This window comes from Streptomyces sp. NPDC001933, assembly GCF_042890955.1.
Classification (GTDB): domain Bacteria; phylum Actinomycetota; class Actinomycetes; order Streptomycetales; family Streptomycetaceae; genus Streptomyces.
This window is the reverse complement of record NZ_JBIASS010000005.1, coordinates 512,511-524,202: the sequence shown is the minus strand read 5'-3', so window position 1 is coordinate 524,202 and position 11,692 is coordinate 512,511. Positions and strand designations below refer to the sequence as shown.

The 11,692-nt window shown below is 69.4% G+C and carries 11 protein-coding genes; 2 read left to right on the top strand and 9 right to left on the bottom strand.

The genetic code is table 11. The annotated features are described in order from the left end of the window. Positions 1 to 108: 108 nt before the first annotated feature. Entirely contained in the window at positions 109 to 558 is a 450-nt protein-coding gene (locus ACFYY7_RS16310; protein ID WP_388661995.1) for a hypothetical protein, read from the bottom strand. A 179-nt stretch (positions 559 to 737) separates the two neighbouring features. Between ACFYY7_RS16310 and ACFYY7_RS16305 the strand changes: the two genes are divergently transcribed. Both ACFYY7_RS16305 and ACFYY7_RS16300 read left to right on the top strand, forming a co-directional pair. Then, positions 738 to 1,997, top strand: coding sequence for a sensor histidine kinase (locus ACFYY7_RS16305; protein WP_388662038.1), 1,260 nt, complete (start codon positions 738 to 740; stop codon positions 1,995 to 1,997). After that, positions 1,982 to 2,629 (top strand): LuxR C-terminal-related transcriptional regulator, encoded by a 648-nt coding sequence (locus tag ACFYY7_RS16300; protein WP_388661994.1) that lies wholly within the window; start codon positions 1,982 to 1,984, stop codon positions 2,627 to 2,629. The genes ACFYY7_RS16305 and ACFYY7_RS16300 overlap by 16 nt, the downstream gene beginning before the upstream one ends. 56 nt (positions 2,630 to 2,685) lie before the next feature. Here ACFYY7_RS16300 and ACFYY7_RS16295 read toward each other — a convergent pair whose 3' ends face one another. The 8 genes from ACFYY7_RS16295 to ACFYY7_RS16260 form a co-directional block, all read right to left on the bottom strand. After that, positions 2,686 to 4,344, bottom strand: a complete 1,659-nt coding sequence (locus ACFYY7_RS16295) for a type IV secretory system conjugative DNA transfer family protein (protein WP_388661992.1) — start codon at positions 4,342 to 4,344, stop codon at positions 2,686 to 2,688. A gap of 1 nt (position 4,345) precedes the next feature. Further along, positions 4,346 to 5,764 carry an ATP-binding protein gene (locus ACFYY7_RS16290; protein WP_388661990.1) on the bottom strand — a complete coding sequence of 473 codons (1,419 nt, stop codon included), beginning with the start codon at positions 5,762 to 5,764 and terminating at the stop codon, positions 4,346 to 4,348. Between the two features lie 129 nt (positions 5,765 to 5,893). Next, positions 5,894 to 7,444: an SCO6880 family protein gene (locus ACFYY7_RS16285; RefSeq protein WP_388661988.1), complete on the bottom strand. Its 1,551-nt coding sequence runs from the start codon at positions 7,442 to 7,444 to the stop codon at positions 5,894 to 5,896. Next, positions 7,441 to 8,796 carry a hypothetical protein gene (locus ACFYY7_RS16280; RefSeq protein WP_388661986.1) on the bottom strand — a complete coding sequence of 452 codons (1,356 nt, stop codon included), beginning with the start codon at positions 8,794 to 8,796 and terminating at the stop codon, positions 7,441 to 7,443. The genes ACFYY7_RS16285 and ACFYY7_RS16280 overlap by 4 nt, the downstream gene beginning before the upstream one ends. After that, positions 8,786 to 9,652 (bottom strand): hypothetical protein, encoded by an 867-nt coding sequence (locus ACFYY7_RS16275; protein WP_388661985.1) that lies wholly within the window; start codon positions 9,650 to 9,652, stop codon positions 8,786 to 8,788. The genes ACFYY7_RS16280 and ACFYY7_RS16275 overlap by 11 nt, the downstream gene beginning before the upstream one ends. Positions 9,653 to 9,830: 178 nt before the next feature. Further along, complete coding sequence (locus ACFYY7_RS16270; protein ID WP_018101695.1) at positions 9,831 to 10,139, bottom strand: hypothetical protein; 309 nt, start codon at positions 10,137 to 10,139, stop codon at positions 9,831 to 9,833. A 303-nt stretch (positions 10,140 to 10,442) separates the two neighbouring features. Continuing rightward, entirely contained in the window at positions 10,443 to 11,081 is a 639-nt protein-coding gene (locus tag ACFYY7_RS16265) for a DUF402 domain-containing protein (protein WP_388661983.1), read from the bottom strand. Positions 11,082 to 11,202: 121 nt separating this feature from the next. Beyond that, positions 11,203 to 11,637: a DUF6892 domain-containing protein gene (locus ACFYY7_RS16260; protein ID WP_388661981.1), complete on the bottom strand. Its 435-nt coding sequence runs from the start codon at positions 11,635 to 11,637 to the stop codon at positions 11,203 to 11,205. Positions 11,638 to 11,692 lie beyond the last annotated feature (55 nt).

Below are 11,692 nucleotides of genomic sequence, written 5' to 3'. Positions count from 1 at the left end.
CAGGGGGGACCCTGTGGGAGAGTAGGACGCCGCCGAACTCCTTTTACGGGAAAGCCCCGTGTCCTTGTGGACACGGGGCTTTTCTGCGTTCTACGGCCTTTTCCTTTGTCAGCGCGGCCTGGGGAAGACGGCGCGCAGTGCGGAGCCCCGGGTGATGAATGCGACCTGGATGACCGGCACCATGCAGACGGCCTGAGTCACGGCGTACCACAGCGGGCAGACCCCCGGAATCAGATCGACGGCGATGATCGCGATCGGCATTATTACGGCGACGGCGCTCACGCGCTCGAAGGCCCTTCGGGATCCCCGGGATGCGGCCACGGCCAGCCGGTGGACCAGCACGGCGATCAGGGGAAGCAGGACCGCCCGGACCCACATGAAGGTGTTCACCGTGTGACCGCCGGCCGATACCGCGGTGATCGCCAGGAGGGCGAGGGCGCCGAGTGCGCCGTAGACCTTGAGACTGTTCTTCACCGCGCCGAAGGCTTCCTGGGTGCGGGGAGCGTCGAGGAGGGCCGGTCCGGTGGCGGTGGTCGTGCTGTGCTTCTCGGTTTCCATGTTCAGCGACGCTACGAAGCGCCCGGCCGGCGCGGTATGCGTCTGGACCCACGGGTGGGTGGGGCTGGACCCACTACCCGACTGGCCCGGGCGCCGGCGGGTTCCGCGCGGTGCACAGTGGGAGCACCGAACGGGTAGCGGAGGGAGAGCCAGTGAGATCCGTGAGATCCGTGAGAGCTGTGAGGCAGCCGGGTTCGTGGCCGGTGCGCGTCGGCGTGGGTTTCGTACAGGCGTGTGTCGTGGCGGTGGTCAGCATGCTGGTTCCGGCGGTGTGGGCCGCCGCGGTGGCGCTGGGGATCCGGTGGGGTGCGGCGAACCCGTGGTCGTGGGTGCTGCCGGTCGTCCTGGTGTGCGTGGGAACGCTCGGCCTCTCCCGCCCGGTGTGTCGGACGGTGCGCTTCCTCGTCGCGCGATGGACCGGCACCGTCGTTCCGGCCGGATACCGGCAGGCCGGATCGGTGACACAGCTGTCCACCGGGTACTGGTGGAACGGCTTCGGTTACGAGCGCAGCAGGCGTGACGCCCTCATGGACCAGAAGTGGCGGGTCCGTTGGAAGGACCCCGCCAACTGGCGCGACCTGCGCTTTCTGGCCGTCGTGCCGTTCACCGCGGGCGTGGTCGCGTCGCTCCCGCCGGCCGGGCTGGCCGCGGCGGCCGTCGGGCTCGGCCGTTCTGGGGCCGTGGCGCGTGTCGTCGGGGTGCTCGGCCTGGCGGTGGCGGTCGCCGGTGCCCCGTACGCCTGGCGGTGCATCGAGCCGGTGGCCGTCCGCTTCCTGCGGGCGTCGCACGCGATGGTGCTGGCGGACCGGGTGGCGGAGCTGACGGCCCAGCGTGCGGACACGACTGTCGCGCAGGCCGCCGAGATCCGCCGGATCGAGCGGGATCTGCACGACGGGGCGCAGGCCAGGCTGGTCGCGCTCGGGCTCTCCCTGGCGACGGCGGAGAAGCTGATGGAAACCGATCCCGACCGGGCCAGGGAGCTGATGCGGGCGGCGCGGTCCGGTGCCGCCACGTCACTGACCGAGCTCCGCGAACTGGTGAGGGGAATCAGCCCGCCGGTGCTGAGTGACCGGGGGCTCGTCGAGGCCGTCCGCGCGTTCGCCCTGGACAGCCCGCTCGAAGTGGCCGTCACCGCCGACGTCCGGCTGCGACTGGAACCGCCGATCGAGTCCGCCCTCTACTTCGGGATCGTCGAGCTGGTGACGAACACGGTGAAGCACGCCCGTGCGACCCGGGCGCAGATCTCGATCACCGGGGAAGGTGCCCGCCTGGTCGTCGATGTCGAGGACGACGGCCGGGGCGGAGCGACAGTGCGCGCCGGTGGTGGACTGGCGGGGCTGCGCCAACGGCTCGCGGTCTTCGACGGCACCCTGGAGATCGTCGGCCCGGCAGGCGGTCCGACCCGCGCGAGGATAGTGGTGCCATGCGAATCGTTGTAGCCGAGGATCTCTACCTCCTGCGGGACGGGATGGTCCGTCTCATCGAGGCGTACGGGCACGAGGTGGTGGCGACGGCGACCACCGGACCCGAGACGCTGGACGCGCTGCTGAAGTGGCATACGGACGTCGCCGTTGTCGACATCCGTATGCCGCCGACCCAGTCGGACGAGGGCTTGCGGGCGGCCCTTGCCGCGCGCCGCGAACTGCCCGGACTGCCGGTCCTGATCCTCTCCCAGTACGTCGAACAGCTCTATGCCCGCGAGCTGTTGGCCGACGGAGCCGGCGGCATCGGCTACTTCCTCAAGGAGAGCGTGTTCGACGCCGACCAGTTCGTCGACGCTCTGGAACGCGTAGCCGGTGGCGGGACCGCGATGGACCCCGCCGTCATCGCCAAACTGCTCTCCAGCGGGCCCTCTGACCGACGGCTGGAAGGGCTCACCGAACGCGAACACTCCGTGCTCGGTCTCATGGCCGAAGGACTGTCCAACCAGGCCATCGGCAGGCGGCTCTTCCTCAGCGAGAGTGCCATCGGCAAGTACACCACCTCCATGTTCGGCAAGCTCGGCATCACCGATGACGACGACAGCAACCGTCGCGTCCTGGCGGTCCTCACCTACCTGAACAATCCCTGACCTGCCTCAACGGCCCCTTGCCTGCCTGAACAGCCCCTGGCGGGCCTCGCGAGGAGTCATACCCCCTGGGGCCAGCGGGAGCGTGCCTGTTCCCGGGAGCGGAGGAGGGCCAGGGTCGGCAGTCCCATCCCCCGGCCGTTCGCCAGCAGTTCCGGGAGCCGGGGGAGGGGTGCCACCGCGGCGATGTCGTCGAGCACGAGCGTCATTGGTGGGTCGAGCCGACCGTCGGATGACCGTGCGGCCATGCGGCGGCCGTGCTCGACCACGTGCGAGGCGAGCGCCGTGAGCAGGGGCATTGCTCCCGGCCCCGAGCGGGGGTCCTCGATCGGCTCACCCACCACATAGAGGGTGCCCCCCTCGCCCGCGAATGATTCCAGCGCGATCGAATCGGACCGGTTCGGCGTGCAGGCCTCGCGGATGTGCACCGACGAGAGCGCGCCGAACGCCCGCACCGTCAACTCCTGGGCCATCTCGCGTCGTTCGGGGTGGGCGGTCAGCGCCGACTCCAGCAGACCGGCGAGTCCGGACGCCGCTTTGGGGTGGGTACGGAGCAGGCGCACCGGTTCGTGGGCGCTGCCGCCGAGGGCCCAGCGGTGGACCTGGCGGAAGGGCCGGCCGTCTATGGCGGCGGCGTGCAGCCAGCACTGCAGGAGCGTTTCCGCAGTGTCGGCGGTCGCCGCGTCGATACGGGCCTGCGGCCGGACCGGGGCCAGCAGCGCGGCGGAGCGGGCGGCGGCCGTCTCGGGCTGTTCGCAGCCTGCGGTGGGGGACCAGTGCAGGCGGGCCGGGGTGTCGCAGAGGTGGCCCGGGTCGTAGACGAGGACCGGGCCGAGCTTGGCGCGGGCGTCCTTCGTCTCGGCCCAGACGCTGGGGTCGGAGGTGACGACGAGCGCTGGGCCGTCGGCTTCGTTGATGGCCTGGACGGCGGTGGGACGACGCGCCGAGGCCGGTCCGTAGACGACGGGGGCGCGGGGGGAGGGGAGCGGGGGGAGACCGGGGGCGGGGGTTCCGGGTTCGGTACCGGCACCGGTTTCGGTACTGGCACCGGCACCGGCACCGGATTCGGATTCGGCTTCGGCTTCGGCTTCGGCGCCGACTCCGGTGAGAAGGGTGGTGTCGGCCAGGGCGTGTTCCATGGGGACGGCAGCGGGGGCAGGGACAGAGGCGGAGGCAGAAGCGGCTGTGGGTGGCTGTGCCCGGCGCCGGGTTTTCTGCTGTTGCCGCGACCGTACGGGCTCGTCCTCGTACTCGTCCTCGTACTCGTTCCCGTACTTGTTTCCGTGCTCGTTCCCGTACTCGTGCCTTTCGCCGCCCCCGTACCGCTCGCTCCGCTGCCGCGCCCGTACCGCCCGCCAGCGGGCCACCACGCCCAGCACGAACACCGTCAGTACCAGCAGCACCATCAGTTCGCCGATGAACAGGCCCCAGAAGAGCCCGTACCCGGAGAGCTCGCCCGCCGGGGTGTTCGGCCAGGCGGCCGGGAGGTCGTGCGGTGCGGTGACGAGCCGGCGCAACGACAAGGGGGTCTCGGCGAGCGTGACGCCCTCCGGCCAGGCGCCGTGCGCGAACAGTCCGGCCAGCCCGGTGGCCGTCCACGCCAGTAGCGTCAGCCCGAGCAGGAAGGCCAGCAGGCCGATCAGCAGGCCGTCCGGGATGCCGCCGCTGCTGCTTCCACTGCCGCTGCCGCCGTTACGTTGCTCAGCGCGCCCCGCCATGTCATGCCACCGTTGACTCGGACGAATCGTTCAGCCGTTGCTGGTGCTCGATCCGTGCCGCGCGCTGCTCCGCCTCCAGGTCCGCGGCGCGTACGTCCTCGGGGAGGAGTTCGACGGCGGAGGACTCGGTCATGGCGCGGTCGGTGAAGACCAGGGGACGTTCCGCTTCGGTGATCAGGTGCTTGACCACCTGGACGTTGCCGTTGACGTCCCAGACGGCGATGCCGGGGGTGAGGGTCGGGATGATCTCGACCGCCCACCGGGGCAGGCCGAGCACGCGTCCCGTCGCTCTGGCCTCGTCGGCCTTCTGGGCGTAGATCGTGCGGGTCGACGCCATCTTGAGGATCGCCGCGGCCTCGCGGGCCGCCGCTCCGTCGACGACGTCGCTGAGGTGGTGGACGACGGCCACGAACGACAGGCCGAGGCGGCGCCCGAACTTCAGCAGTCGCTGGAAGAGCTGGGCCACGAAAGGCGAGTTGATGATGTGCCAGGCCTCTTCCACCAGGAAGATGCGCTTCTTCCGGTCGGGCCTGATCCAGGTGTGCTCCAGCCAGACGCCGACGATCGCCATCAGGATCGGCATCGCGATCGAGTTCCGGTCGATGTGCGAGAGGTCGAAGACGATCAGCGGGGCGTCGAGGTCGATGCCGACGCTCGTCGGCCCGTCGAACATGCCGCGCAGGTCACCGTCGACCAGCCGGTCCAGGACGAGGGCGACGTCCAGGCCCCAGGCCCGTACATCGTCTATGTCGACGTTCATCGCCTCGGCGGACTCGGGCTCCGGGTGGCGGAGCTGGTCGACGATGTCGGTCAGGACCGGCTGCCGGTCGGTGATCGTCTCGTTGACGTAGGCGTGGGCGACCTTCAGCGCGAAGCCGGACCGCTCGTCCAGGCCGTGCCCCATCGCGACCTCGATGATCGTACGGAGCAGGGCGAGCTGGCCGGTGGTGGTGATCGAGGGGTCGAGCGGGTTGAGCCGGATGCCGCCGTTGAGGGCGGCGGTCGGGTCGAGGCGGATCGGGGTGAGGCCGAGCTCCTGGGCGATGAGGTTCCACTCGCCGACGCCGTCCTCGCCCTGGGCGTCCAGGACGACGACCTGGCGGTCGCGGAAGCGGAGCTGGCGGAGCACGTACGTCTTCTCCAGCGCGGACTTGCCGTTGCCGGACTCGCCGAGCACCAGCCAGTGCGGGGCGGGCAGCTGCTGTCCGTACAGCTGGAAGGGGTCGTAGATGTAGCCCTTGCCGGAGTAGACCTCGCGGCCGATGATCACGCCGGAGTCGCCGAGGCCGGGGGCCGCGGTGGGCAGATAGACGGCCTGGGCCTGTCCGGTCGATGTGCGGACGGGCAGCCTGGTCGTCTCCACCTTCCCGAAGAGGAAGGCGGTGAAGGCGTCCGACAGCGCGGACAGCGGATCTCGCATGGCGTGACCGACCTCCCTTTCGTTTCTCTCGGTTGTCCCGGTTGCTGTGCGGGTTGTCGTAGTCGTACGGGCTGTTGTGCGGGGTGCTGTACGGGTTGTTGTACGAGGTGCTTACGGGTTGTCGTACGGCTAGCGGCGGATGCCGGTGGCGAACGGCAGGGTGTTCACGAAGGCGCGGTGGTGCTCGCGGTCGCACCACTCCAGCTTGAGATAGGACTTGCCGGCCGAGGCCCGGATCGTGCGCTTGTCGCGGGCCAGAGCCTCGGGCGAGCGTGACGACACGGTGATGTACCCCACCAGGTTCACCCCGGCCGCGCCGCTCGCGAGATCTTCACCCCGCTGGTCGAGGCGGCCGTGCGCGGCGATGTCGCGGGGGTCCACGGTGCGGTTCATCTTGGCCTGGCGGCTGGCTTCCGCCTCGTCGTTCGTCTTCTCGGTGAGCATCCGTTCGATGGCGACCTCGGTGGGTTCCAGGTCCATGCAGACCGCGACCGTACGGATCACATCGGGGGTGTGGACGAGGAGCGGGGCCAGGAAGTTGACGCCGACGGGGGTCATCGGCCACTCCTTCACCCAGGCCGTGGAGTGGCACCAGGGGGCACGGGTGACCGACTCGCGGGTCTTGGCCTGGAGGAACGTCGGCTCGACCGCGTCCAGTTCGGCCGGCCAGGCATTGCGCTTGGTCATGGCCTGGATGTGGTCGATGGGGTGGTCGGGGTCGTACATCGAGTGCACCAGGGAGGCGAGCCGGCTCTGGCCGAGCGGCTGGCGGACCCGGATGTCGGCCTCGGCGAGGCGGGCGCAGATGTCGGTGAGCTCGCGCGCCATGACGACGGCGAGGCCCGCGTCCCTGTCGAGCCTGCGGCCGGACTGGGGGCGGGCGGCGCGGGCCATGGCGTTGGCCTCGGCGGCCAGTTCGCGGGTGTAGTGCATGCAGGCCACGAGGTAGGCGCGGTGCTGCTCGCTGGAGGTGGAGACCATGGACTGGAGCTGGTCGTAGGAATCCTGGAGCCAGCCCGGGGACGTCTTGTCGCCGCGCTGGGCGACGTCCTTGGCATGCGCGTCGGGGTCGGCGGGGAGCGTACGGGCCAGCATCTGGATGCGGGTCACGAAGCCGTCGCCGTTGGCGACGTGCTTCAGCAGGGTGCCGAACCGGTCGACGAGCGCTTCCTGGTCCTCGCTGTCGCGGAGCCCGACGCCGGGGCCCTCGATCTCGATCGCGGCGGTGACGGTGCGGCGGTCGGCGTGCAGGAGTACGGCGATCTCGTCCGGGCCGAAGGGGGCCGCGAGCCAGTTGATCCGGCCGATGCCGGGGGGCGGTCCGATCTCGACCTCACGCCCGTCGGCGCCGACGCCCGCCTCCATGGCGGCGGAGCGGTAGGTCGTACCGCGGCGCAGGGAGCGCTTGTAGCTGCGGTTGATCTCGAACCATTTGTAGAAGGTGCGGTGCTTGTACGGGAGGTACACGATCGCCAGGGCGAGGAGGGGGAAGCCCGTGAGCAGCACGATCCGCAGGGACAGGATCGGGACGATCAGCCCGCTCATCATGCCGAGGAACGCGCCAGCGATGATCAGGGCGATCTCGCCGGTCTCGCGGTTCTTGCCGACGATCGCGTTCGGCCGGGCCCGGCCGATGAGATACGTACGGCGGGGCGCGATCGTATGGGACGGAGTCGTCAACGCCCTCCACCTCCCGTGCTGTTGTTACCTGAACTGCCTGATCCGCCACCTCGGTGGGAGCGGCTGCCGTGCGGGGTGCCGGAGGTCGGCCCGGATCCGCTGCGCGGCGGAGGTGTGACGCCGCCGACTCCGCTTCCGCCGGGGTTGCGGGAGCTGTGCGCGGCGACTCCGCCGCTGACCGCGTTGGCCGGCCGGCCGCCACCGCTGCCGCTGTCGCCGCTGTTCTGGCCGCTGCGGCTGCTGTGGGTCTTGATGCCCTGGGAGACGAGGGCGGCGGGGGAGCTGATCAGCGCGGCGGCCTGGGAGCCGTCGGTGGCCTGCTTGCGGTTGGTGCGGGCGCCCTGGATCTCGTCGCCGAAGCCGGGGACGAAGCGGTAGATCATCGCGGAGGCGAAGATCGCCAGCAGGATGATGGCGAGACCGGACACGACGGCGGAGAACGCGTTCGGCCCGTCGTTCTGGGAGAGCGCACCGGCGAGCCCGAGCACGACGACGATGACCGGCTTCACCATGATCACCGCGACCATGATGCCCGCCCAGCGCCGGACGTGGCCCCACATGTTCTTGTCGACGAGCCCGGCGTAGACGACGGTGCCGAGCAGGGCGCCTACGTAGAGCAGGGCGGCCCGGATCACCAGCTCCAGCCAGAGGACGCCCGCGGCGAGGATCGAGACGAGCGAGACGACGATCAGCATGATCGGCCCGCCGCCGATGTCGGAGCCCTTCTTGAGCGCCTCGGCGAACGACCCGAAGAAGACGTCGGTCTGCCCGCCGGAGGACGAGGCGATGACATCGGTGACGCCGTCGGTCGCGGAGACGACCGTGTAGAGGATCAGCGGGGTGAACGCGGAGGCGAGCACCGTCAGCCACAGGAACCCGATGGCCTCGGAGATCGCAGTGGTCAGCGGCACGCCACGGATTGCCCGCTTGGCGACGGCGAGCAGCCACAGGACGAGCGTCAGGACGGTGGAGGCGGCGAAGACGATCGCGTACTGCTGGAGGAACTTGGTGTTCGTGAAGTCGACGTTGGCGGTGCTCTTCACGGCCTCGCTGAGCTTGCCGACGATCCATGCGGCGGCGTCGGCGCAGCCGCGGGCGAGGGAGGAGAGGGGGTCGAGGGAGTTGTCGACGGTGGAGGGGACGTTGGTCTTGGGGGCTGCGTCGCCTTTTTCGCAGTAGTCCTTGGCAAGCCCGACGATGAGGTCGCATGCGTCGTTGCTCTTGCTGGGCGACGGCGTGGGCGATGGTGAAGGGGCTGCGGCTGCCTGCGAAGCCAGCAGGATCACGGTGGCCGGCAGGCTTCCCAGGACTGCTAGGAGGGAACGCGCGCTCGGGCGGCGGCTATCGGGCATAGGTGAAGCCTCCGTATCCCTCGACCGCACCAGCGATTTCGTCTGCAGTCGATGCTCTGTTGTCGCCGTTTACGGGCGTGGGGCCTTCCTTCTGGCTCGACGACTCGATTCGCCAGTCGCCTCCGACCCACTTGAGCTTCTCGGAGATGGTGAACCAGGTCGCTGTGACGGGCTTGGTGGAGCCCTGTCCGGCCATTCCCACGAGCCCCGTGCACCAGACCTCGACTGTGGCTGTGTCGCCGCTTCGCTCGATCACCTTCGTGCCGACGGGGATGGTCCGGGAAACGAACGTCAGGCCACTGGGGGTGGTGCCGTCCTCGTTGAGGCCGACGTTCTTGAGGAAGCCCGGAGAGTAGGCCTTCGTCAGGGCGGTCAGCAGGTTCTCCACGACAGCCGGGTCGTGGGTGGTCTCAATGATGCTTCGTCGGGTGTCCGCGTTGAACATCCCGACGGAACCCAGCGCCACCGCATAGTTGGACGCCGCGCTCTGCGCCCCCTGCTCGTCATGCGCGAACCCCGACGGAATCGTGCCGTTCTTCCCCGTGACCGGCTTGGTCCCCGTGGCAGCTGTGGACGCCGCCTCCGGCTTGCTCCCCGCGCTTCCCGAATCGCCGTCGTTGCCGTCCCCGCGGCCCCCGCCGATGTTGGCGAAAGCGATGGCCGCGATCAGGAGGACGACCACTCCGGCCATCGTGATGAGCGAGCGGGAAGCGCGTGCTGGGCGGCGGGGGGCGTTGTAGCCGTCGCCGCCCTCGCCGTCGGGCAGGCGGGTACGGGTCTGGCGTGTCCCGCCGATGGTGCTGTATGCATCATCCGTACGGCCCGAGTCGTAGCCGTTCTCATCGCCGTGGCTCATGCCGCGTACGCCCCCTCAACCGTTGCCTGAACCGGGTAGTACGACGGTAGCCGTGCGGGATGCCGCGCGGACGCGGTGTGGTGACTCGACATCAGGGGACGCAACCTCTGCCGGTGGGCACGACGGACGGGTGGTGTGGGGGTGGGCGGGACTGCCCCTGGCGTGGAATGACAGCCGGTCAGACGGCCATTCCGTAGACGATGGTGAACAGGGTTCCGAGCGATCCGATGATGAACACACCGGTCAGACCAGCAACGATCAGCCCCTTGCCCTGCTCGGCGCTGAACGTGTCGCGCAGTGCCGTCGCACCGATGCGCTGTTTCGCCGCACCCCAGACCGCGATGCCGAGGCAGAGCAGGATGGCGATGGCCATCACGACCTCGATCATTACGCGGGCCTCGTTGCCCAAGGTCCCGAACGGCCCCCAGTTCGGGGCGATTCCGCCGATGATGGTGGTGATGTCGCCCTTTTCAGCTGCCAGGATCATGTAAGTCACCGCCCCTGTTGGGTAGTTCATTGCCCCTGCCACACGGCACGGGTCGCTCTCTATCTTCGCTGATGAAACTGCTCTCGCACGACGGCTTGGCGGCTCTCTTTACCCGGATCCCGCACATTTGACCGGTCCGACCACCCTGACCTGCGGATCGAATCGATGTATGACCGAATACGTATGGTTACTCTGTGTATCACGGGGTGTGACCCCGGGCAATGATTGCCATCCCGCCACCCTGGCCGAGAATTTTGCACACGCCCTGGTCAACGCCCCGGATCCGGTCGGAGCAGGGGCCGGTCAGAGAAGCGGATGGCGTGGGACGGGCGGCCGGGGCGGCGTGGTCCAGGAGGACGGCGGCCGGAAATCGCACCAGGTGCCGTCGAAGGGAAACGTTCCGGCCTCGGCGAGCCGGGCCACCGAGGCGCCCTCGTCCCGGATCGCCGAGGCCTCGTCAGCCGACCAGTAGACGGGGTGACCGGTCTTCTCGGCGAAGGACTCCTCGTCCTTCCATCGCCAGCTCCGGTCCGGCGCGACGTTGATGTCGAGTTCGTGGTCGGTGATGTCGATGTCGTCACCGCGATGGATCCGGCGCTCCAGGTTCACGTACCAGCCACGGAACTTCCGTCTGCGGCCGAACAGCCAGAGCACCGAGTGCGCCGCGCCGGCCGGCTGGTAGAAGAGCGCGCTGCCCATCGGCCAGCGGTCGGCGACCACCGGGTAGCCGCCGGGCGGGCGGTCGTCGGGCGCGATGTCCCGCAGGTGCGCCCCGTTCGGAAGTTCCGTACGCCACATAGGGGTGCCGGTCTCCATCCACACCAGCTGGCCCCGGTCGGTGCGCTCGACGAGGCGTACGGGGACCGACGCACTCAGGTGGCCGCCGATGAAGAAGTTCCAGCGGAGGATCCGGCCCGGCTCGTCGTTCATGCCGTCGTTCATGCCGTTGATCATGCCCGCGCCACGGGGGCCGAACACGTGGTCCGATTACCTGATGCCATGCCATGCCATGCCATGCCGTGCCGTGCCATCGAAAGGGCGTACGCCTCCCCGAGACGGTGCGTCAGTCGGAGACGATGTCCCGGGCCGCGAGGATCTCCTCCTTGAACGGGATGCCCAGCCCGCAGTCCCGGGCGCCGCTGATCCGCCGCAGGTTCGGCAGCAGGTCGAGGTCGTCGAGCGAGCCCACGTCGAACAGGTCGTCCTCGCCGTCCCAGACCGGGGAGCACTCGTAGTACACCTGGAGCCCGCCGTCGATGACGAGGGTGTCCAGCGTCGCAAGCAGTTCCTCGCTGATCTCCAGTGCCTCGAAGTGGGCGTGGGCCTCGTCGAGCACCGTGTGGGCGAGATCGTTGTCGAACGCGTAGAGCTGCGGGTCGGGGATCCCTTTGGCCCGCAGGCACTCGTCGATGCTGAAGGCCGGGGTGAGTGTCCTGTCCCCGTACATGAGTTTCTCGATGACCGGCAGCTTGAAGTTGAAGTCGCGGAAGTCAGGCATGGCGGGACCCTGCAAAAGGCCCGTGGTCCCGGTGTCCGGGGCAGGCGCCGGGGGC

Coding starts and splice junctions, on each gene's coding strand:
- ACFYY7_RS16270 (WP_018101695.1), bottom strand. CDS start 10,139: ATGATCCTGGCAGCTGAAAAGGGCGACATCACCACCATCATCGGCGGA.
- ACFYY7_RS16280 (WP_388661986.1), bottom strand. CDS start 8,796: ATGCCCGATAGCCGCCGCCCGAGCGCGCGTTCCCTCCTAGCAGTCCTG.
- ACFYY7_RS16300 (WP_388661994.1), top strand. CDS start 1,982: ATGCGAATCGTTGTAGCCGAGGATCTCTACCTCCTGCGGGACGGGATG.
- ACFYY7_RS16290 (WP_388661990.1), bottom strand. CDS start 5,764: ATGCGAGATCCGCTGTCCGCGCTGTCGGACGCCTTCACCGCCTTCCTC.
- ACFYY7_RS16310 (WP_388661995.1), bottom strand. CDS start 558: ATGGAAACCGAGAAGCACAGCACGACCACCGCCACCGGACCGGCCCTC.
- ACFYY7_RS16260 (WP_388661981.1), bottom strand. CDS start 11,637: ATGCCTGACTTCCGCGACTTCAACTTCAAGCTGCCGGTCATCGAGAAA.
- ACFYY7_RS16265 (WP_388661983.1), bottom strand. CDS start 11,081: ATGAACGACGGCATGAACGACGAGCCGGGCCGGATCCTCCGCTGGAAC.
- ACFYY7_RS16295 (WP_388661992.1), bottom strand. CDS start 4,344: ATGGCGGGGCGCGCTGAGCAACGTAACGGCGGCAGCGGCAGTGGAAGC.
- ACFYY7_RS16275 (WP_388661985.1), bottom strand. CDS start 9,652: ATGAGCCACGGCGATGAGAACGGCTACGACTCGGGCCGTACGGATGAT.